Source organism: Alicyclobacillus vulcanalis (assembly GCF_900156755.1).
In the GTDB taxonomy this organism is placed as follows: Bacteria; Bacillota; Bacilli; order Alicyclobacillales; family Alicyclobacillaceae; genus Alicyclobacillus; species Alicyclobacillus vulcanalis.
Genome location: NZ_FTOO01000002.1, coordinates 94,297 through 116,077 on the forward strand (window position 1 = coordinate 94,297; position 21,781 = coordinate 116,077).

Here is a 21,781-nt window from a genome sequence, read left to right on the forward strand (position 1 = left end):
CCCGCCCTCACGCTTCAAGCGATGCCCTGCGCGCCTCGACCGCGAGCAACTTGGCCTTGTAATCCGCCAACTTTGCGCGCTCCTGCTCGACGACCTCCTGGGGTGCGCGATGGACGAAGTTTTCGTTCGCAAGTTTCTTCTCCAGGCGTTCGACCTCAGCCTGCAAGCGCCCTGCCTCTTTCTTGAGCCGCTCCCGCTCGGCGTCCATGTCGATCAGGCCGACAAGCGGAATGTAGATCTTCGCCCCGGTCACCACCTGGACCGCAGCCTGTTTCGGCGGCTCGATCCCGGCGCCGATGTCCACGCGCTCCGCGTTGCAAAAGCGCGAGATCATCTCCCGGACCTGCTCCACGACGTCGCGGACGCCCTCGGAATCACAGGCGATGACGATGGGCACCGAGGTCTTCGGCGGAATCTGAAGCTCCGAACGCACGTTGCGGACCGCGCGAATGACGTCCATCGCCACCCGCATTTGCGCCACGGCGCGCTCGTCCTGTGGCAAATCCTCCGCCTCGGGCCACGCGGCGTCGATCAGCATACCTGTAGTGTTCGGCAGCGCTTGCCAGATTTCCTCCGTCACGAACGGGATGTAGGGGTGCAAGAGCATCAAGACGCGCGACAGGACGGTGAGCAACACCGACTGCGTCTGGCGCTTTTTGTCTTCCCGATCGCCGTACAGATTGATCTTGGCAAATTCGATGTACCAGTCGCAGAACTCGTCCCACGTGAATTCATAGACCGCGCGCGCCGCTTCGCCCACGTCGTAGACTTCGAGCGCCGACGTCACCCGCCGAATGGTGTCGCCAAGTCGGTGGAGAATGAACCGATCCGCGAGGTCGAGCGCCTGCACCTGGAGCGGCTCCGGCGTCCACCCCTCCTCGACGTTCATGAGCACAAAGCGTGCGGCGTTCCACAGCTTGTTCAAGAAGTTCCTCGCGCCCTCGACCTTCTCCATGGTGAAGCGAAGGTCGTTGCCTGGCACCGTATTGGACGCCAGCATGAAGCGAAGCGCGTCGGCCCCATATCGGTCGATCACGTCGAGAGGATCGATGCCGTTGCCCTTGGACTTGGACATCTTTTGGCCTTTCGCATCGCGCAACAGGCCGTGGAGCAACACCGACTCGAACGGCATCTGTCCGGTGAAGTGCACGCCCATAAACACCATGCGCGCCACCCAGAAGAACAGGATGTCGTAGCCGGTCACCAAAAGCGTCGTCGGATAGAAACGGGCGAGATCGGACGTGCTTTCAGGCCATCCCATTGTGGAAAACGGCCAGAGTGCCGAAGAAAACCACGTGTCAAGGACGTCCTCGTCCTGCTGAATGTCCGCCGATCCGCAATGCAAGCAATGGTCGAGATCGTCGCGCGAAACCGAGATCTGGCCGCAAGAAGCGCAATACCACGCCGGGATGCGGTGGCCCCACCACAGCTGACGCGAGATGCACCAATCCCGCACGTTGGTGAGCCACTGTTCGAACACCTTCATGAATCGCTCGGGCAGGAACCGGAGCTCTCCAGCCCGCGCCCTTGCCAGTGCGTCCTTGGCGAGTGGCTCCATCTTCACAAACCATTGCTCGGACAGGTACGGCTCGACCACGGTACCGCAGCGCTCACAGTGGCCGACGGCGTGATCGAGCGCCTCCTCTCGCACGAGGTAGCCCTGCTCGCGCAGCGCCTCGACCACCCGATTGCGCGCTTCCTCTCGCGGCAAGCCGGCGAATGGCCCGGCGAGGTCCGTGAGCCGCCCGTCCTGATCGAGGCAGACGAGCGCGGGCAAACCGTGGCGCTGGCCGACCTCGAAGTCATTGGCGTCGTGCGCGGGCGTGATTTTCAAGCAGCCGGTGCCAAAGTCCCGCTCCACGTACGCATCCGCGATGACGGGAATGGAGCGATGGGAAAGCGGCAGGCGGATCGTCTTGCCGACAAACGCGGTGTACCGAGGGTCGTCCGGGTGGACGGCGACCGCGACATCGGCGAACATCGTCTCCGGGCGAGTGGTGGCGATGACGAGATCGCCCGAACCGTCTTCCAGGGGGTAGCGGACGTGGTACAGCACGCCCTGCTCCTCGACATGCTCGACCTCAATATCGGAGAGCGCGGTGCGACAGCGTGGGCACCAGTTGATGATGCGGTTCCCCCGGTAAATGAGCCCCTCTTCGTACAGGCGGACGAACACTTCGCGAACGGCTCGCGACAGGCCGGGATCCATGGTGAACCGCTCGCGCGACCAGTCGCAAGACGCGCCAAGCGCGCGAATTTGACTCGTGATGGTCCCGCCGTACTGGTTCTTCCAAGCCCAGACCCGCTCCACGAATGCCTCTCGGCCGAGATCGTAACGCGATTTGCCCTCTTCTTCCCGCAGCGCCTGCTCGACGCGGGCCTGCGTGGCGATACCGGCGTGATCGGTGCCCGGGATCCACAGTGCCGCGTAGCCTTGCATGCGCCGGAACCGCGTCGCGATGTCCTGCAGCGTGGTGTCCAAAGCGTGGCCGAGGTGCAGGACGCCTGTGACGTTCGGCGGAGGCATGACGATGGAAAACGTACCGCGCGCGCCCTCGCGCGGCGCAAAGTGACCGCCCTGCTCCCACACCTCGTAGATACGCGCTTCGACGGATTTGGGATCATACACGGTGGGCAGTGTTCGTTGCGACATCTTCATCCTCCTCGTCTCATGGAAAAGAGCCCCCAGTCCTTCAGGACGGAGGGCTCCGCGATACCACCTGAATTCCCCGAGAAACGACGACTCGAGGCTCTCGAACACCGATAACGGGATGACCGGTACGGCTCCAGGACGACCTTCAAGCGACCGGAAGGGGCGCGGTTTCAGCACTTTGCCCGCCCTCTCTGGACATCCGGCGACGCCCTACTCCTTCCCTTCTTCGCCTTCGCATATGGGATCTGGTGCATATCGTACGCAACTCGGGAATTCGTTGTCAAGACTTTGGCCGCTTGCCGCGCCCGCGGCGCTTCTTCTTCCGGTGAATGCGCACGCGCGGCCGCTCGTCCTCACCGGATACGCCCTTCTGGGCTTCCTTCTTCGCCCGCTCTGCCGCGAGTTCTGCCCTGCGGCGCTCGGACCAATCCGTGGTCCACCCGTACACCCAGGCGAAGAGGAGCGCAATGACAAAGGTCATCGCGATCTGTGTGTAAAACGCACGCGCCTGTCCGTGCACGATGGCATCGTGCGTCTCGGCGTAGCCGAGCGTGCACTGAAAGAGAAATCCGAGCAAGTAGCTGACGGCGCCTACCACAAGCCCGTTCAGGCTTCGCTTTTCCTTGGCGCGTTGCACGACGGCCACCACGGCGATGAGCGTACCCAGTTCGGACGAAAAGAAGAACGAGTACTTTCCCCCGGACGCGTAGTAGACGATGCACTCAAGGGCCGCGATGGCGACGACCGTCAACAGATCGAACCGCCAGTACCACCCGCGCCACACGCCCGTCTTCCAAGCGCTTGTTGTGGACTCCAACCGACTTCCTCCAGACCTGCCGCGAATGTGGACGACCCTATGTTATCAGATTCGAGGCCGTCTGCATACTCGAAGACCACTCCGTCCACTCGCCGCATATACATGTATCGGCTCAGTGAGGAGGTCGGCTCCGTGGGACTGTTTCAAAACCTGCTCCGCTTCGTCAAGTTGCTGCTCGCGCTCGCCATTTTGCTCCTCTTCTTTCGGGCCATCTTCTGGCCGAGTGCGCTCGATCTGCTCATTCTGATGTTGCTTTTTTTCGTTTTCTTTCTGATGTTTCTCGGCGCTCCATGACGGGGAGACACAAAAAGCGGGAACCGCGACGTTGGCCACGATTCCCGCCCATTCTCCCACTTCGCATGGCTCAACTGAGCGTGACGACCTTTTGAATCGTCAGCCGGCGCTCCGGCACGAGAAGCGCCGTGCCAGGCTCCGGTGGGCCCTGAAGCCACGGATTCGCCCGCTCCAGTTCGCTCGGCAACACGCCGCAGCGCTCGGCCACGGTTTCCAACGTTTCATTTTCCAGCACGATGACAAAGCGAAGGGTGTGGCGCGGTTCCGGCGCGTTGAAATCCACGAACGACCACAGTTTCTTGTTTTGGGACTTCGATGCGTCGAACTCGTGACGCACCACCTCAGCGGGTTCCGACGCTTCAACGCTTTCGGCATTCACCCCGTCAGTGGATGGAACGGCCGCCTCCGCTGGCTCCGGCCCCTCGCTGCGGGCAGACGCAAAGAAGGCCACCTTGGGAGCGGACGGCTTGGCATCCTCCTCCGTCTCCTGTTCCCCAGACGCCACGTCGAGAGCTTTGCGCGCGGCCACCGCTTCCCCAGGCGCCGGCACGAAACCGTGCGCGCTCGCGTCCGTGGCAGGCGCGCGCTCCACCTCGTCTCCACCCGGTGCGAGATCGTCCACCTGATGCACAAACTCGAAGGACGCGACCGGGGCATCCGCTGCCGAGATCGACGGTGGTGGCGCCGTGTCGCCGACTTCGGGCGATCCCGCCGGCATCTCGTCGGCCGCCTGGCTTGACGGCAGGAACTTGTCGAACTCGGCCAGCCGAGGGCTCATCGGCTCCGGCGATTCGCCCGCACCCTCTGAGGTGTCGCCAGTGGCGTCCGGGCCGCCGCGAGCCTCTGGAGTTCCGTCGTCCGAGCGCTCCGCGCGCCCGGCGGTCGTCCCCTCTGCCTCGCCGCGAAGCGCGAGATCAAAGGCCGGATCGGCCAACGGCGACAGAAGATGCGCGTCCGCCGGCGCGACCGGTTCAGGTGACGGTACCGCCTCATGCACTTCCTGAGCGCCGCAGCGGAACAGGTATCCTTGGGATCCGTTGAGCCCGTGCACCTCGAGCCAACCGCCCAAATGGAGCCATGCGTCGCCCGTGACATCCAGCTGTACGCCGGCCAACCGGCTCTTGACGTTCAGCACGCCGCTCTGCTGAGCAGATGCCGGGACGCGCAGCAAAAACGGAAGCCGCTGGTGCACGTGAACCACGTCGCCGCTCGTGGCCTTCTGGACATAGGCCGCGAAGACGATCGCGCCTTCAAGTTGGTACGTGTCGCGGTCCTGATCGAACGCGACGATTTCCGTCGCGACGGTCGCATCTTGTACCGTATCGCCGGAGGCGACTTGTTCGGCGTAGACTTCTTGATCGACCGGGAGCCGAATCAAGAGTTCGCGCGAAACTTCGGACATTCGAGCCCCTCCCCAAACCGCAGGATTCCACCACCAATCTATGTCCCGCCTCCGCGAGATATGTCGATGATGGCGCGGTTCGAAGGAGGTGTGCGGTCCTTGTCGCCCGCCGCGGCCGCACGACGTCCTCCGCGCTCGAGGCCTCGGCCGCCGCGCGACAGGACACGTGAACCTCAGCCTCGTTTCCCCGCAATTCTCGGAAAGACGCGCTCCATGGCCGCGATGGTCTGCTCGATCTCGTCCTCTCCGTGCACCATCGACATGAAGCCGCTCTCCAATTGCGCCGGCGCCAAGGACACGCCTTCCTTCAGCATCTCGTGAAAGAACGCCGCGTAGAGGGACGAATCGGACGCCTTGGCGCTCTCAAAGTCCACGATGGGACCCTCGTGGAAGAATAGGCCAAACATGCCGCCGATGGCGTGGCCTGTCGCGTTCAATCCGTGCTTCGAGGCTAAATCACAAAACGCGTCTGCCAGCCTGCGCCCGTAGCGCTCAAGCCGATCATAGGCGCCCTCCTGCGCCGCGCGCTTCAGCATCCGAATGGAGGTTAAACCTGCCGCCATGGCGAGCGGATTGCCGGAGAGCGTGCCCGCCTGATAGACGGGGCCCTCCGGTGCGACGAGGGACATGAGGTCGCGGCGACCGCCGTAGGCCCCAACCGGCAGGCCCGCTCCGATGACCTTGCCGAATGTCGTGAGATCTGGGATGACGCCAAAGCGCGCCTGGGCGCCGCCCAATCCGACGCGAAAGCCCGTGATGACTTCGTCAAAGATGAGCAAGGCGCCGTGGCGGCGCGTGATCTCGCGCACGGCCTCCAAATACCCCGGCCGCGGCAGAACGCAGCCCATGTTGCCTGCGACCGGCTCCAGGATGACGGCCGCGATCTCGTCGCCGCGATCGGCAAACAGCCGCTCCATCGCCACCGCGTCGTTGTACGGCACGGTCAAGGTGCGCTCCGCGACCGAAGACGGCACGCCTGGGGAATCGGGCAGCCCGAGCGCCGCTACGCCCGATCCGGCCTTGACGAGGAACGGGTCCGCGTGGCCGTGGTAACACCCGATGCACTTGACGATGTACGACCGGCCCGTGGCCGCCCGCGCGAGGCGGATGGCGCTCATGGTGGCCTCCGTCCCGCTCGAGACCATGCGCACCTTCTCGACCGAAGGCACCAGTTCGACGATCTCCTCCGCCATCTCGGTCTCGAGCTCCGTGGGCACGCCGAAGCTGGTCCCGCGCGCAGCCGTCTCGGCAATGGCGCGCACGATTTCGGGGTGAGCGTGCCCCCAGATGAGCGGCCCCCAGCTCATCAGATAATCGATATAGCGGTTCCCGTCGATGTCGTACAAGTACGGCCCTTCGCCGCGATTGGCGAAAAACGGCGTGCCGCCCACCGCGCGAAACGCCCGCACCGGAGAATTGACGCCTCCCACCAGCACACGCTCCGCGCGAGCAAATGCCTGCTTCGAACGCTCTCCGACCATCCTTGTCCCCCCTCAGCGCGCCTCTTCGCGCAGCCAGCGAAGCACGTCGGGCGCATGGTACGTCAAGATCAAGTCGGCGCCCGCGCGCTTGAACGACGTCATCATCTCCATCACGACGGCCCGCTCGTCGATCCAACCGTGCCCAGCCGCGGCCTTGACCATGCTGTACTCGCCACTCACGTTGTAGGTCGCGATGGGCACGTCCACCGCCTCGCGCAGGCGAGCCGTCACGTCCATGTACGCGAGCGCCGGCTTCACCATGATCATGTCGGCTCCCTCTTCGAGGTCCGACCTCGCCTCGCGCATCGCCTCGCGGCCGTTGGCGGGGTCCATCTGATAGCTCTTGCGATCGCCGAACTGGGGCGCGGAGTCGGCCGCTTCGCGAAATGGCCCGTAGAACGACGAGGCGTATTTCACCGCGTACGAGAGCACGATCACGTCCTCGTAACCGTGCGCGTCGAGCGCCTGGCGGATCGCCGCCACCCGCCCGTCCATCATGTCAGATGGCGCGACGATATCGGCCCCCGCCTGGGCGTGCGATACGGCTGTCTTGGCCAACAGCTCGAGCGTCGGGTCGTTCACAATCTTCCCATCGCGAACCAAGCCGCATTGGCCGAGCGGATTGTACTCGCAGAGGCACACGTCCGTCATGATGACCAAATCCGGGTTCTCCGCACGAATCGCGCGAATCGCCTCCTGCACGACGCCGTGCTCGTGGTAAGCGGACGAGGAAAGTTCGTCCTTTTCGCGCGGAATGCCGAAGAGAATCACCGACTTCAGGCCGAGCTCCGATAGCGCGACAATCTCGCGGCGCAGCGCGTCAAGCCCGTAGCGGGCGATTCCCGGCATGGACGAGATGGGAGACGTGCCTTGGAGGCCCTCCTCGACGAACATCGGGTACACGAGATCGTCCGCGTGCACGCGGTGCTCCCGGACGAGATCGCGCAAAAAGGGGGTGCGGCGCAAGCGGCGGTGACGGCGAAACTGGCTCATGTCAGTCATCACGCTCCCATGGGATATAAGGTCTCGAGATAGCCGAGCAGCGCTTCATGCGACGGCTCTGGCGGAGGATCGAGATGCCAGACGCCGAGCTCGTCGAGGGCTTTGGCCGTCGTCTGGCCAAAGGGTAAAAAGACAAAGCGCCCCGATGCCAACCATTCGCCGCGAGAGGGGTGCGCCCCGATGGCAGCTACGGCGGACGGGCTGAACAGGACGACCACGCCGCCTTTCTGTGCGGCCAGCCGTTCTACCGCCTCGGGACGAAGAAGCGTGTCGTACACCATCCACGCTTCCACGCGCCGTCCGGCGCGGCGCAGGGCGTCGGGAAGCGCCTCGAGCGCGAGGTTTCCGCAAGGAAACACAAAGTCAAGCGAGGGAGGGCACGACGCGATGAGGCGATCGGCAAACTCCGAAGCGCCGCGCACGCCTGGAAAATGATGCGCGCGGTTGTGGACGGCGCGGAGCTCCCGCCACGTCGCTTCCCCGAGCGCGAACGCGAAGGGCGCCGCCCGCAGCCGCTCGGCGGCGGGTTCAAAGGATCGGATGGCGCGTATGGCGGCCGCCGACGTGAACACCCACGCCGCGGGGCCCGATGCCGCGTGAGGGAGCCGCCGCACGGCGTCGATGCGCGTCACCGTCTCCACCAGAGGCACATGTTCCGCGGCAAAACCGCGGCGGCGAAGGGTGGCAGCGAGCGAGGCACCGCGATCTCCTGACTGGGTCACGATGACGGGAGGGCGCGCCACGTCAATCCCCCCGACTCGGCTTGAGCCAGGCGGCTGCGCCTTGACGCAGCATTTCCTCTGCCACCTCGGTGCCGAGCGCGCGGGGGTCGGTCCCGGTGCGCTCCACCTGCAGGTGGCCTTGGCCGGCCGGATCGGCCACGAAGGCGACGAGGCGCAACTCGCGCCCAAACGCCTCTGCGTACGCGCCCATCGGCACCTGGCAGCCACCCTCCAGCCTCGCGAGAAAGGCGCGCTCCGCTTCGACCGATCGCGCCGTCTCCGGGTCGTCGATGGCGCGCAGATGGCGCAACAGCTCGGCGTCGTCCGCCCGGCATTCGACGGCCAGCGCCCCCTGGCCCACCGCGGGGACGAACGAATCGGTCGGCAGGTATTCCGTGATCCGGTGGGCTAAGCCCAAGCGATGGAGCCCGCTCGCCGCCAGGACAATGGCGTCAAAACGCCCCTCGTCGAGCCGCCCGAGCCGCGTGTCGACGTTGCCGCGCAAAGCCTCCACCTGCAAATCGGGGCGAACACGGCGAAGCGCCGCCTGCCTGCGCAGGCTGCTTGTCCCCACGCGCGCGCCGGGCGGCAGGCTGGCGAGGCCGCCCCCCGTTCGGCTGATGAGGGCGTCCCTCGGATCCTCGCGGCGGGGCACGGCTCCGATGACCAGGCCGTCGCGCAGCGCAAAGGGCACGTCTTTGAGACTGTGCACGGCGAGATCGGCGTCCGCCCGAGCGATGGCGTCCTCAATCTCGCCGACAAACAGCCCCTTGCCACCGACCTCGGCCAGCGCCCGGTCGACGATCTCGTCACCCCGCGTGCGGATGGGGACGAGATCGAATTCGGCGTCTTGCACCACCTGCTTCAAGAGACTGATCACGTGTTTCGTCTGCGTGAGCGCGAGCGCGCTCCGCCTCGTCGCGACGCGTAAGGTGCGCAACCTGGATCCTCCCTCGAGTCATGGCAGCCTTCCGCCAATAAACAGCAGGTTGGTCAATACCACGACAAAACAGATGACTTGAAACAGCATCATGGCGCGCGTCGCAGCCTTCCGGCTCATGCGCCAAACCAAGTAGCTGATGTACAGGATGAGACAAAAGGCCGTCACCCTAAACTTGGGCCAGGTGAGCAGCCAGTGGTGCAGGACCAACTCTCCCCACCAGCATCCGGTGATCATGGCCAGAAACAGCAAACCCGCCCCCGTCGCGCTCATGAACAGCGCCAGGCTGTCGAGCGTGGCGAGCGAAGGCAGGTGTAGATACCACCGGTCGAACAGGCGCCGGCGAAGGCGAGCGTCAAGCGCGAGATGCATCAAGGCAAACGAAAAGCTGAAGGCAAAGGCCGTGTCCCCGAGCACCGCCAACGCGACGTGAAGGGCCAACAGGCTGGATGCCGAGAGAAACGGAACCTGCGACTGGCTCTGCAAGCCTCCCGCGACAAGGGCAAGGCCAAATCCCACCGCGTTCAGCACCAGCGAGACCGGGCTTGAAGCGCTGCCGCGCCCCATCGCCACCGTGACCGTGAGCATGAGCCACGCGATGAACAGGGCGAGATCGCCACGAGAATAGTCTGCCGCATCGCGCAACGACGCGAGGCGGCCGAGAAACACCACGGTCATGAGTGCGAACGCGGCCAGAAAGAGCCCATACCCTGCGCGTGGTGACAAACGGCGCCACTGGGTGAAGGAAAAGCCTGACCACACGAGGGCAAACGCATAGACGACCATGCCGAGGACGTACCAAGCGCCCATCGCGTTCGGTCACCCTTGCGAAAAGGCCGGCTGTGCGTGCGCACCGCCCGGGGTCTCCGCCCCGCGCTCGAGCTCGACGCGAACGCGGCCCCCAAGGGCGGCCGGCTCAAGGCCAAAGAGCGCCGCGAGCGTCTCGGCATACGCCGGATTCCCCGACTGAAGCGCCATCTCCTTCACGTTTTTCACCGGCTCACGCAGCAGTTGATGGACGATGCTCATCATGTGCTTGTGGATGACCTTCTGCTCCCGCTCGCCGAGATGAGGGAGCTTCCGCAGGAGGCTCGCCATCACCTCGCGCTCGATGGCCTCACCGCGCTGATGAAGCGCGGCAATGACCGGCACCACCTCTTGCTCGGTCAGCCATTGCGAGAACGCGGCGACGCCCTCGTCGATCATCGCTTCGACCGCCTCTTCCTGGCGCGCCCGCTCCTCGAGGTTGGCCGCGACGACGCCCTCGAGATCATCCACGTCGTACAGGTAGACGGACGCGAACTGCGATGCTTCCGCTTCCACATCCCGAGGCACGGCGATGTCGAGAACGACGATGGGGCGTCCGCGGCGCGAGGCCAAGGCATCGGCGACCATGCTGCGCGTGATGACGGGCCGCCCGCGCCCGATAGCCGTGAGGAGAACGTCCGCTTGCGCCAGGGCCTGCCGGAGACCCTCCTCCTCCAATGCCCGGGCCTCACCGCCCACCTCCGCCGCAAGCACCTCGGCCCTGGCCACGGTGCGGTTCAAGATGAGAAGGGATTGCGGCTTCTGCGCGGCGAAGTGCCGCGCGGCGAGTGACGCCATGTGGCCCGCGCCGACGACGGCCACCTGTTTTCCGCTGAGATCTCCGAGCACCTTGCGGGCCAGTTGAACGGCGGCATAACTCACCGAAACGGCCTCGCGCCCAATGGTCGTCTCTGTCTGCGCTCGCTTGCCAACGTGGATGATCTCGCGGAACATCCGGTTCATCACGGAACCGGTTGCGCCCTCTTCGAGCGCCCATTGGTACGCCTCTCTCATCTGACCCAAAATTTGCGTCTCGCCGAACACGACGGAATCCAGTCCGCACGCGACTCGCATGCCATGCCGGACGGCCTCCTCGCCCTGGCGGACGTACGCATGCCGCCAGAGCGTGCCCCGCTCGACCCCCGTGGCCTTGGCGACGACGTCAAGCACAAAGTCCGAGCCCGCCCGAGCGCTCGGCCCCAATCCGTACACCTCGAGCCGATTGCACGTCGATACGACGACAGACTCCAGAACGGTACGCGATTCGCGGAGCTGCGTCAAAACGTGACGAACCTCGGATTCGCCGAGGCTCACGCGCTCACGCAGTTCCACGGGCGCCGTCTTGTGGCTGAGGCCCACGACGAAGATGTTCACGCACTCCACCCCCATGTCCTCTCACATTATATAGCAGAGGGAGCGCCTGCCCAAGGGCTTCTGCCCAGCGGGTGTGACGCTCCCTTGAACGTTGTGGCGAGGGATGCGGGCGCAGGTTGGAGTTCTCACTCGGTCTCGCCCAGGTGCTCCCTTGAGCTCGCCACCTCTGCCGCGCGCGCGGTGTCCGGCGCCTCGCTATGCTGCCAAGCACCAAGATCTCCCTCTATTACGCGCCATAGCTCCTCCAGCCCTTCGCGCTTTTCCGCTGACACAGGCCAGATGTCCGCGGGCGTGCGAAGGATGTCGCGAATGACCTTGATGTGTTTAGGGACGTGGCTTCGCCCGATCTTGTCTGCCTTGGTGGCGACCACGGAGACCGGAACGCCGAGTTCCAGCAGCGCGCGGTGAACCGCGACATCGTCCTTCGTGGGCTCATGTCGGATGTCCACGAGGTGAAAGATGCGGCACAATTCGTCGCGATCGTTCAAATACCGGTCAATCATCGCCGCGAACCGGTCCCGCTCCTGCTTGCTCACAGCCGCGTACCCGTAGCCGGGAAGGTCGACAAACCGAAACGCCTGATTGACAAGGTAGAAATTCAACTGGCGCGTCTTTCCAGGCTGGGAAGATACGCGGGCGAGTTGCTTTCGGTTCAACAGGCGATTGAGCAACGTGGATTTCCCCACGTTGCTCCGCCCCAAGAAGGCGAACTCGGGCAAGCGAGGCTTCGGCCACTGATGTGGATGAACGGCCGTCGCCTCGAGGTCCGCACTCCGAATGATCATTGGTGTGCTTCGCCTCCTCCAAATCGGCTGTCCGACCACACGTCGGCCCACCACGGCTCGTCGGCCAGCGAACCTGCGGCGCGATCGAGCGGATTGTCGACGAGCGCCAGGCGAAGGACGTCGTCCATATGCGCGACAGGCACGAATTCGACCTCGGACTTGACCAAGTCGGGCACATCGTCCAGATCCTTGACGTTGCCCTTCGGGATGAGGATGGTCCGAATACCGGCGCGATGCGCGGCGAGGCTCTTCTCCTTTAGCCCTCCGATGGGCAGCACTCGCCCGCGCAGCGTCACTTCGCCGGTCATGGCCACATCGTGGCGCACCTTGGTGTGCGTCAGGGCCGAGACGAGCGCCGTCGCCATGGTGATCCCGGCCGACGGCCCGTCCTTGGGAATCGCGCCTTCCGGGACGTGGATGTGAATGTCGACTTTTTCGTGGAAATCGGGCGGCAGGCGGAGCGCCCGGCTGCGCGAACGCACGTACGAGAGTGCCGTCTGCGCGCTCTCCTTCATCACGTCGCCCAACTGACCCGTGAGCACGAGCTTTCCCGACCCGGGTACGATGGACACCTCGACGAGCAAGAGATCGCCGCCCATCTCCGTCCACGCGAGCCCGGCGACCACGCCGACCTGATCCTCCTGCTCCATCTCGCCAAACTCGTACTTGTGCGGGCCCAGATACGATTGTAGGACCGCGCTGGTGACCGCCACGCGCTTCGCCTGACCTGTTGCCACCGCGCGAGCGACCTTTCGGCACACGGCCGCCAGTTGCCGATCGAGCTGGCGCACGCCCGCCTCACGCGTGTAGTGGCGGATGATCTCGAGCAACACGTCGTCCGAAATGCGGATGCGATCCCCTTTCAAGGCGTGCTGAGCGCGCTGCTTCGGTAGCAGATGTTCGCGCGCGATGTGCAGCTTTTCGATCTCCGTGTAACCGGACAGTTGAATGACTTCCATTCGGTCCCGAAGAGGCCCAGGGATCTGATACACATTGTTGGCGGTCGTGATGAACAACACGTTGGACAGGTCGTACGGAATTTCGACGTAGTGATCCGAGAACGCGTGGTTCTGCTCGGGATCCAGGACTTCCAGCATGGCCGCAGCCGGATCGCCCCGGAAGTCGCTCGCCATCTTGTCGATCTCGTCGAGCAGAAAGACGGGATTGATGACACCCGCTTGGCGCATTCCCTGCAAGATCCGCCCTGGCATGGAGCCGATATACGTGCGCCGGTGGCCGCGGATCTCGGCCTCGTCCCGCACGCCGCCGAGAGAGACGCGCACAAACGGGCGCTTGAGCGATTTGGCAATGGACCGCGCGAGGGACGTCTTGCCCACGCCCGGCGGTCCGGCGAGGCAGATGATAGGGCCCGCCTGTTTCTCGGTCAGCGCCTGGACCGCGATGAACTCCAGGATCCGCTCCTTGACCTTGTCGAGGCCATAGTGGTCTTCGTTCAGGATGCGCTCCGCCCGAGCGACATCGGCCGTGGACTTGGCCTTTTCCAGCCAGGGCAGTGCCAATAGCCAATCGATGTAATTGCGGACCACCGTGCCCTCGGCCGACGCCGTCGGAATGCGCTCCAAACGGGCGATCTCTTTCTCCACCCGATCCCGCACGTCGTCCGGCATGAGCTTCGCGGCCAGCTTTTCCCTCAGCTCATCGACCTCCGCTTGACGGCCTTCCTTGTCGCCAAGCTCCCGCTGAATGGCCTTCATTTGCTCCCGAAGGTAGTACTCCTTCTGGGTTCGCTCCATCTGCTTGCGCACGCGCTGATGGATCTTGCGCTCGAGTTCCAACACCTCGCGCTCGTCCGAGAGAATCTGAAGGAGCCGTTCGAGCCGCTTCTCGATGTCGAACGCCTCCAGAATGTCCTGTTTCTCCCGAACCTTGAGCGGCAGATGCGAAGCGACCGCGTCGGCAAACTGGCCTGGATGGGCCATGTCCACCACGGTCGCGTACGTGTCGAGATCGAGCTTTCGCGAGAGCCGCACGTACTGCTCAAACTGCTGGGTCACCGAACGGCGCATCGCTTCAATGGCCGGCGTGGTCGGTACCTCCTCCGGCTCATCGTACGTCTCCACGCGGACCGTGAAAAACTCGTCCTCTGTGACGAAGTCGCGCACGACGGCGCGCTTGAGTCCCTCGACGAGCACGCGAATGGTGCCGTTCGGCAGCTTGAGCATCTGTTTCACGCGCGCGAGCGTGCCCACCCGGTACAAGTCGTCCGCGGACGGATCGTCCACTTGTCCGTCCTCCTGCGAAGCCAACACGATCACATGGTCATTCGCCACCGCTTGTTCGAGCGCCCGCACCGACTTCGGCCGCCCGACGTCGAAGTGCAGAACCATGCCCGGGAACACCAAGAGCCCGCGCAGCGGCAACAGTGGATACACGTCCTTGGTCTCTGGCCCCGAATGAGCCTCGGTCGCCATGCCCCCACCTCCGAACTCTCTCCCCTGACGATGCCCTTCATTGTATCGAAACGCGGCCCCAAAGTCGAACGCGAGGCGGGACGGCGCTTACTGCGCCAAGGGCTTTTGCACCATCGCCGCCGCGATGTCAGGCCGGGCGCGATCGCCGTCGAGCCCGCTCACGAGCCCCAGCCGCAACACGTCCTCCAGCCGCTCGACAGGCACGACCTGGATGTCCTTGCGATGCCGAAACGACTCCTGCCAGTTTGCCTTCGGGATGAGCACCACCTTTGCGCCCGCCTCCACGGCCGCGGCAATCTTCGCCGCCACGCCGCCAACCGGCCGGACGGAACCCAAAATCGAGAGTTCCCCCGTCATGGCGACGGTATGCAACACCGGTTCCATGCGCACGGCGGAGTAAATGGCGACCGCCATCGCCACGCCGGCACTGGGCCCGTCCACCGGCATACCACCGGGAAAGTTGACGTGCAAGTGATAATCCCGGGCGCGAATTCCATACAGGCGCTCCAGCGTCGTGAGGACATTCTCCAGGGACGCCTTGGCCATGCTCTTGCGCCGAATCGAGCGATCGCGGCCGCCGAGCGTCTCCTCTTCGACCAAGCCCGTGATCGTCAGCCGACCGTCGCCCTCTGGGGCCGGGGTCGCCGTGACCTCGATCTCCAACAGCATGCCGAGCGCAGGACCATAGACGGCGAGGCCGTTGACGACGCCAATTTGCGGTTTGTCCCCGATCTTCCGGTCCGGCCGCGGCGTCATGCGGCTGAACTCCACGACCCATTCAACGTCTTCGCGCCGAATGCTCGTGCGCGATTCGACCATCGCGAGACTACCGGCCATCTGCACCAAGTTGACAGCATCGCGTCCGTTCGTCGCGTAGTCCGCCACGGTGTCCGCCGCACCTTCGTCAAGCGGCATGCCGAGCTTCTCCGCCGCGCCTTCGGCCACCTGCCGAATCTCGTCCCTTGTCAAGGCCCGGAAGAAAATTTCCACGCAGCGCGAGCGCAACGCCGGGGGCAGCTCTTCGGGCGATCGCGTCGTGGCCCCCACCAGTCGGAAGTCAGCCGGCAGGCCATTCTGAAAGATATCGTGAATGTGCACGGGGATATTCGTATCTTCACTGCTGTAGTACGCGCTCTCGAGAAACACCTTGCGGTCCTCGAGCACCTTTAAAAGCTTGTTCATCTGAATGGGGTGAAGCTCGCCAATCTCGTCGATGAACAGCATGCCGCCATGCGCCTTCGTCACGGCCCCCTGCTTGGGCTGAGGAATACCGGCAATGCCCATGGCACCCGCGCCCTGATAAATCGGGTCGTGCACCGAACCGATCAGCGGATCGGCAATGCCGCGCTCGTCGAAGCGGGCGGTCGTCGCGTCCAGCTCGACGAACTTCGCGTCGGGCTGAAAAGGCGACCCTGGCGTCCGCTTGGCTTCCTCCAGAATGAGTCGTGCCGCCGCGGTCTTACCTACTCCAGGCGGGCCGTAGATGATCACGTGCTGCGGATTGGGGCCACACAGCGCTGCCCGAAGGGCGCGCACACCATCGTGCTGGCCGATGATATCGTCGATGCGCTGCGGGCGCGTGCGCTCCGCCAACGGTTCCGTCAGGGAGATGGCGCGCATGCGGCGCAATTTCTCCAATTCCTTCTTCGACTCCCGCTCAATCGCATGCCGACTCTGGTTCTGCGTGCGAAGCAAGTTCCAAAAGTAAAGCCCAATCACGAGCGCGAAGAACAGTTGCACAGCTGCGAGAATACTGGTGGTCATCCGGGTCCCTCCCTCTTCCTGCTCAGGTAGGCAGTATTGCCTTGCAGCAAGAGGGATAAACGAAAAGGCCAGCCTCAAAGAGGCTGGCCTCGACTGGATCTTACGCGGTCTCTTCGCGGTGGAAGGGGATGACCGTTCCGTCTTTTCGCAACACGATGGGCGGGCCCTCGCGCAGCACAGCGGCCTTCGTGATGATGCACTTCTGCACATCATCTCGCGACGGAAGCTCATACATCACATCGAGCATGATGGACTCGATGATGGCCCGCAACCCGCGGGCACCTGTCCCACGGCGAATCGCCTCTTTGGCGATGGTCTCAAGCGCATCCTCGTGAAACTCGAGCACGACGTTGTCCATGTCGAGCAACTTTTGGAACTGCTTGACGATGGCGTTTTTCGGCTCCGTGAGGATGCGCTTCAGCGCCTCCTCGTCCAACGCGTCGAGCGTCGCGATCACAGGCAGTCGCCCGATGAACTCCGGAATCAAACCGAACTTGAGCAGGTCTTCTGGCAACACATGCTGCAGGATGGCGGAATCCTTCGACTCGCTCGATGCCGCACCTGCTGCCCCAAAGCCAATGACCTTGCTGCCCAACCGGCGCTTGATGATGGTCTCCAGACCGTCGAAAGCGCCGCCGCAGATGAACAAGATGTTCGTGGTGTCGATCTGGATGAACTCCTGATGCGGGTGCTTCCTTCCGCCCTGAGGCGGCACGCTGGCGATGGTCCCCTCGAGGATTTTCAGCAGCGCCTGCTGAACGCCTTCGCCCGAGACATCGCGCGTGATCGACGGGTTCTCCGACTTCCGCGCAATCTTGTCGATCTCGTCAATGTAAATGATCCCGCGCTCCGCCTTCTCGATATCGTAGTCGGCCGCTTGAATCAACTTCAACAGAATATTCTCGACGTCCTCGCCCACGTAACCGGCCTCCGTCAGCGAGGTGGCGTCTGCGATGGCAAACGGAACGTTCAGCGTGCGAGCCAAGGTCTGCGCCAACAGCGTCTTGCCGCTGCCCGTGGGGCCGATGAGCAAAATGTTGCTCTTCGACAACTCCACGTCGTCGTTCTTCTGTGAGCCCGCATTGATGCGCTTGTAGTGGTTGTACACGGCCACCGACAGCGCCCGCTTCGCATGCTCCTGGCCAATCACGTATTGGTCAAGGACCGCTTTGATCTCCGTCGGCTTCGGGACGTCCTTCAGTTCAAACTCGTCGTCCTCACCGAGCTGCTCCTCGACGATCTCGTTGCACAGCTCGATGCACTCGTCACAGATATATACGCCGGGGCCAGCAACCAACTTTCGCACTTGTTCCTGTGTCTTGCCACAGAACGAGCACTTCAGTTGGCCCTTCTCCTCGTTAAACTTGAACATGGTTCGTTCCCCTCCTCTTACGAGGTTACCACACCGGCTGCGCAAGGCAAAGACATCCGATGCGAACCCGTCACCGACCCCGATCCAGCGGAAGCAGCACTTCGTCGATCAGGCCGTAGGCCCTCGCCTCTTCGGCCGACATAAAGTGGTCGCGATCCGTGTCTCTCTCGATCACGTCGAGGGGCTGCCCCGTCCGCTCAGAAAGCAGACGATTCAGCTTATCCTTCGTCTTCAAAATCCACTCCGCGTGAATCTTGATATCCGAGGCCTGGCCCTCCACGCCGCCGAGCGGTTGGTGAATCATGATTTCTGCATTCGGCAAAGCGTACCGTTTTCCCTTCTCACCCGCGGCCAGAAGGAACGCACCCATGCTCGCAGCCATGCCGATGCACAGCGTGGACACGGCCGGCCGAATGTGTTGCATGGTATCGTAGATGGCCATGCCTGCCGTCACAGACCCACCTGGACTGTTGATGTACATTTGAATGTCCTTCTCTGGATCGTCGGCCGCCAGGAACAGAAGCTGTGCCACAATCGAGTTCGCGACCTGATCATCAATGGGCGTGCCCAGGATGACGATCCGATCCTTCAGCAACCGAGAGTAAATGTCGTACGTCCGCTCGCCGCGGCTTGTTTGTTCGATCACATACGGAATCGGATAATACATGCAACAGCCTCCCTCTCCCTGCGGCCATGTAGAGGACAAGACAAGGCCCAAGGCCTTGTCTTGTCCTCACGCGCTTGCATCAGTTGTCTTGCGAATCGACTTCGGCCGAAGGCGGCACGATTTTCGCATGGTCCACCAACAGCTTGAGCGTTTTGCGGGTCTTCAAATCCTCTCGCAGGCTCGCAAGCTCTGGATCTCGGAAACTCAGGAGCTGGCGGACGCGATCCGCCTCAAGGCCGGTTTGCTCGGCCATCCGCGCAATCTCCTGCTCGACATCTTCCTCGGTGACTTCCACCTGCTCGGCGTTCGCAATCGCCTCAAGCACAAGGCTCGTGCGCACGTTTTGCTCAGCCAACTCCCGATATTGATCCCGCAGTTCCTCCATCGACAGACCCGTGAACTCCAGGTACGCGTCGAGCGGAATCTGCTGCATCTGCAACTGTTGAGCAAAATGGCCGAGCTGATGGTCGATCTCCCGCTCAATCATCACTGGCGGAATCTCCACCGTCGCGCGTTCTGCCGCTTTCTTCACGACTTCATTTTCAATATACCGTTCGTGCTCGAGTTTTGCCCGCTCTTCGAGTTTCTTGCGAAGATCCGCGACGTATTCGTCGACCGTCTGAAATTCGCTGATTTCCTGGACAAACTCGTCGTTCAGCTCGCGCAACACGGGGCGGCGAATTTCGTGCAACTTCACCCGGAAACGCGCCGCCTTGTCGCGCAGCGACTTGACGTGGTAGTTGTCCGGGAAGGTCACCTCGATTTCGCGTTCCTCGCCGGGCTTCATGCCGACGAGTTGATCTTCAAACCCCGCGATGAGCGCTCCACTGCCGATCTCGAGCCGGAACCCCTCGGCCTCTCCGCCTTCAAAGGGTTCGCCGTCCACGGTCCCCTCGAAGTCAATGGTCACCACGTCGCCCTTTTCCACCGAGCCATCCTCGATGGTCTCGATTTGGGCATGGCTCTTCAGGAGGTTCTGGATCTCCTTTTGAACGTCCTCGTCCGTGACTTCGAAGACCCTGTCCTCCACTTCGAGCCCCTTGTAGTCCCCAAGCTGGACCTCGGGCTTCACCGTGACCGTCGCTTTGAAGATAAACGGTTTGCCGCTTTCCACCTGGACGACATCGACGGCCGGCTGGTCCACGGGCTCGATACCCGTTTCCAGGACGGCTTCTTGATAGGCCTGCGGCAAGAGAATGTTGACCGCGTCCTCGTACAAGGATTCCACGCCAAACCGCTTCTCGAACAGTTTCCGCGGCACCTTCCCCTTGCGGAACCCCGGAACCACGACGCGCTTCACAACGCGTTTAAAGGCTTCATCCAGCGCCTGGGCGAATCGCTCACTGTCAACCTCCACCTCGAGCACACCCACATTTGCGCCAGTCTTCTCCCACTTTGCTGCCATTCAACCGATCCTCCTAACTGTGTCACGCAACCATCCGACGAACCCGCGTGCGCGCGTTCGCGGTCACCCTCTCGCTTGAACCGCGTGCGAGGCCCATCTGAAAATTGAGCACCCCGGTGGGTGCTCATGGCTTGCCCGCGTGGCGTCTCAGGAGGGATTTGAACCCCCGACCCGCGGTTTAGAAGACCGCTGCTCTATCCCCTGAGCTACTGAGACACATGGAGCGGGTGAGGGGAGTCGAACCCCCGCCGCCAGCTTGGAAGGCTGGAGTTCTACCGTTGAACTACACCCGCACATCCTACCACCCTCGATAGTTTAGTCGATCGGGCAAGCGATATCAAGACAGTGGCTCCCCACGCCAACCAAGGCCTGTGGCCTGCCCCGCCGAGGACAGCCGGGCGAGAAGCATCCGCGCCGCGCGCGCCCGATGAGAAAACCGATGCTTTTCCTCTGCGCTCATCTCTGCGAACCGGCGCGCCTCTCCCTCGGGCGAAAACAGCGGGTCGTAACCAAATCCGTTTTCGCCGCGCGGCTCATCGTGGACGTGGCCGTCCACCCAAGCCTCGACCTCAATGACCGACTCGCGCTCGCTCGCCACCACGAGTGCGCACACAAACCGGGCCTCCGCACGACGAAGCCCCTTTGCCCGCAAGGCGCGGATCAGTTTCTCGTTGTTCGCGCGATCATCTGCTCCTTCTCCCGCGTATCGGGCCGAGAAAACGCCCGGTTCTCCGTCCAGCGCCGGCACGACGAGCCCAGAGTCGTCGGCAACCACAAAACCTCCGACATGTGCCGCGTAAAACATCGCCTTTTGCCGCGCATTGTCGAGGAAGGTGTCGCCCGTCTCAGGCGCCTTGGGCAGCCCAGGCGGCAAGGCGACGAGATCGACGCGCGACTCCAGCAGCTCGGAGAACTCGCGCACCTTGTTCGGGTTTTGGGTGGCGAGGACGAGGCGCATCATGCGTTCCCTCCCGTCATGGTGCGATCTGTTGGACGGCTGGCTGCGAAATCGGCAAGGCCACGTGGCGCACGGCGCGATCGCCAGGGATCTCACCGAACCAGGTGGCGAGCGCCACGCGAAGACTCGCTGTGTCGCCGGTGGTAAGGAAAGAGACTTCCGGCTCGTTCTGAACCGGAGCGGCGATCCCCCGCTCGGAGAGCCGTTGTTCGACCTGCTTGGCCACCGCATCCGCCGACGAGATGACGCGGATGGCCGGACCCAAGGCGCGGCGGATGACCGGCATCAGAAGCGGGTAATGCGTGCACCCGAGGACGAGCGTGTCGATCCGCTCGTCGAGGAGCGGGCGAAGCGAGTCGCGCACCACGGATTCCACGGCATCGCCTTCGACGTGACCCTGTTCAACCAGCGGAACGAAGAGCGGGCAGGCCAGTTCCGTGACGGAGACCTCGGGGCACAGGGCCCTGAGCGCCTGAGCGTACGCGTGGCTCGCGACCGTGACCGACGTCCCGATGACGCCGATGCGCCGCGTTTCGGATGACTGCACCGCCGCTCTCGCGCCAGGTTCAATCACGCCGATCACGTCGACACCGAGCGCTTGCTGCAACTCGGGAAGGGCGACGGCGGTCGCGGTATTACACGCCACCACCAGCAGTTTGATGCCCATCCTTTCGAGGTACAAGCCGATTTCTAGGGCAAACTGTTTCACCTCATGAGGATCCCGATCGCCGTACGGACAGCGAGCGCGATCCCCGAAATACACGATGGATTCGTGGGGCAGTCGTCGCCTGAGCGCGTGAAAAACGGTCAGTCCTCCGATGCCGGAGTCAAACACGCCGATGGGGCGATGCGGGATGTCCATGCTCTCCACTCCTCTATATCCGAGCGCACCCGCCACAGGTTCAC

The 21,781-nt window shown here is 63.4% G+C and carries 18 protein-coding genes and 2 tRNA genes; 1 reads left to right on the forward strand and 19 read right to left on the reverse strand.

The annotated features are described in order from the left end of the window. Positions 1-7 precede the first annotated feature (7 nt). Positions 8-2,653 (reverse strand): valine--tRNA ligase, encoded by a 2,646-nt coding sequence (locus BW934_RS02855; protein WP_076344927.1) that lies wholly within the window; start codon positions 2,651-2,653, stop codon positions 8-10. A 280-nt stretch (positions 2,654-2,933) separates the two neighbouring features. Next, positions 2,934-3,470, reverse strand: a complete 537-nt coding sequence (locus BW934_RS02860) for a hypothetical protein (RefSeq protein ID WP_076344929.1) — start codon at positions 3,468-3,470, stop codon at positions 2,934-2,936. A gap of 132 nt (positions 3,471-3,602) precedes the next feature. Here BW934_RS02860 and BW934_RS15045 point away from each other — a divergent pair, with 132 nt between their 5' ends. After that, positions 3,603-3,764, forward strand: coding sequence for a hypothetical protein (locus tag BW934_RS15045; RefSeq protein WP_200805711.1), 162 nt, complete (start codon positions 3,603-3,605; stop codon positions 3,762-3,764). A gap of 70 nt (positions 3,765-3,834) precedes the next feature. Here the strand turns inward: BW934_RS15045 and BW934_RS02865 are convergent, their stop codons facing one another. From BW934_RS02865 to murI, 17 genes are all read right to left on the reverse strand, one after another. Beyond that, positions 3,835-5,166, reverse strand: a complete 1,332-nt coding sequence (locus tag BW934_RS02865; protein ID WP_076344931.1) for a hypothetical protein — start codon at positions 5,164-5,166, stop codon at positions 3,835-3,837. A gap of 173 nt (positions 5,167-5,339) precedes the next feature. After that, positions 5,340-6,647 carry a glutamate-1-semialdehyde 2,1-aminomutase gene (hemL, locus tag BW934_RS02870; protein WP_076344933.1) on the reverse strand — a complete coding sequence of 436 codons (1,308 nt, stop codon included), beginning with the start codon at positions 6,645-6,647 and terminating at the stop codon, positions 5,340-5,342. A 12-nt stretch (positions 6,648-6,659) separates the two neighbouring features. Next, positions 6,660-7,640 (reverse strand): porphobilinogen synthase, encoded by a 981-nt coding sequence (gene hemB, locus BW934_RS02875; protein ID WP_076345380.1) that lies wholly within the window; start codon positions 7,638-7,640, stop codon positions 6,660-6,662. Positions 7,641-7,648: 8 nt separating this feature from the next. After that, the gene (locus tag BW934_RS02880; protein ID WP_076344935.1) at positions 7,649-8,392 is read right to left on the reverse strand and encodes a uroporphyrinogen-III synthase; all 744 of its coding nucleotides are present in this window, start codon (positions 8,390-8,392) and stop codon (positions 7,649-7,651) included. Position 8,393: 1 nt separating this feature from the next. Further along, positions 8,394-9,311: a hydroxymethylbilane synthase gene (hemC, locus tag BW934_RS02885; RefSeq protein ID WP_076344937.1), complete on the reverse strand. Its 918-nt coding sequence runs from the start codon at positions 9,309-9,311 to the stop codon at positions 8,394-8,396. A gap of 18 nt (positions 9,312-9,329) precedes the next feature. Continuing rightward, complete coding sequence (gene ccsA, locus BW934_RS02890; RefSeq protein WP_076344939.1) at positions 9,330-10,121, reverse strand: cytochrome c biogenesis protein CcsA; 792 nt, start codon at positions 10,119-10,121, stop codon at positions 9,330-9,332. Between the two features lie 9 nt (positions 10,122-10,130). Continuing rightward, positions 10,131-11,492, reverse strand: coding sequence for a glutamyl-tRNA reductase (gene hemA / locus BW934_RS02895; RefSeq protein WP_076345382.1), 1,362 nt, complete (start codon positions 11,490-11,492; stop codon positions 10,131-10,133). Positions 11,493-11,617: 125 nt separating this feature from the next. Next, complete coding sequence (yihA, locus tag BW934_RS02900; protein WP_076344941.1) at positions 11,618-12,277, reverse strand: ribosome biogenesis GTP-binding protein YihA/YsxC; 660 nt, start codon at positions 12,275-12,277, stop codon at positions 11,618-11,620. Beyond that, positions 12,274-14,709: an endopeptidase La gene (gene lon, locus BW934_RS02905; protein ID WP_076344943.1), complete on the reverse strand. Its 2,436-nt coding sequence runs from the start codon at positions 14,707-14,709 to the stop codon at positions 12,274-12,276. The genes yihA and lon overlap by 4 nt, the downstream gene beginning before the upstream one ends. Positions 14,710-14,796: 87 nt before the next feature. Continuing rightward, positions 14,797-16,473, reverse strand: a complete 1,677-nt coding sequence (lonB, locus tag BW934_RS02910) for an ATP-dependent protease LonB (protein ID WP_076344945.1) — start codon at positions 16,471-16,473, stop codon at positions 14,797-14,799. A gap of 100 nt (positions 16,474-16,573) precedes the next feature. After that, on the reverse strand, positions 16,574-17,845 hold the full coding sequence (gene clpX / locus BW934_RS02915) for an ATP-dependent protease ATP-binding subunit ClpX (protein ID WP_076344947.1): 1,272 nt from the start codon (positions 17,843-17,845) through the stop codon (positions 16,574-16,576). A gap of 70 nt (positions 17,846-17,915) precedes the next feature. Further along, the gene (gene clpP, locus BW934_RS02920; protein WP_076344949.1) at positions 17,916-18,512 is read right to left on the reverse strand and encodes an ATP-dependent Clp endopeptidase proteolytic subunit ClpP; all 597 of its coding nucleotides are present in this window, start codon (positions 18,510-18,512) and stop codon (positions 17,916-17,918) included. Positions 18,513-18,591: 79 nt separating this feature from the next. Next, positions 18,592-19,917, reverse strand: a complete 1,326-nt coding sequence (gene tig / locus BW934_RS02925; RefSeq protein ID WP_076344951.1) for a trigger factor — start codon at positions 19,915-19,917, stop codon at positions 18,592-18,594. 140 nt (positions 19,918-20,057) lie between these two features. After that, positions 20,058-20,133, reverse strand: a tRNA-Arg gene (locus BW934_RS02930). Between the two features lie 3 nt (positions 20,134-20,136). Further along, positions 20,137-20,210: transfer RNA gene (locus BW934_RS02935), tRNA-Gly, on the reverse strand. Positions 20,211-20,254: 44 nt separating this feature from the next. After that, a complete protein-coding gene (gene rdgB / locus BW934_RS02940) occupies positions 20,255-20,878 on the reverse strand; it encodes an RdgB/HAM1 family non-canonical purine NTP pyrophosphatase (protein ID WP_234969510.1) in 624 nt (207 codons plus the stop codon). Between the two features lie 13 nt (positions 20,879-20,891). Next, a complete protein-coding gene (murI, locus tag BW934_RS02945; protein WP_076344953.1) occupies positions 20,892-21,737 on the reverse strand; it encodes a glutamate racemase in 846 nt (281 codons plus the stop codon). Between the last annotated feature and the right edge of the window lie 44 nt (positions 21,738-21,781).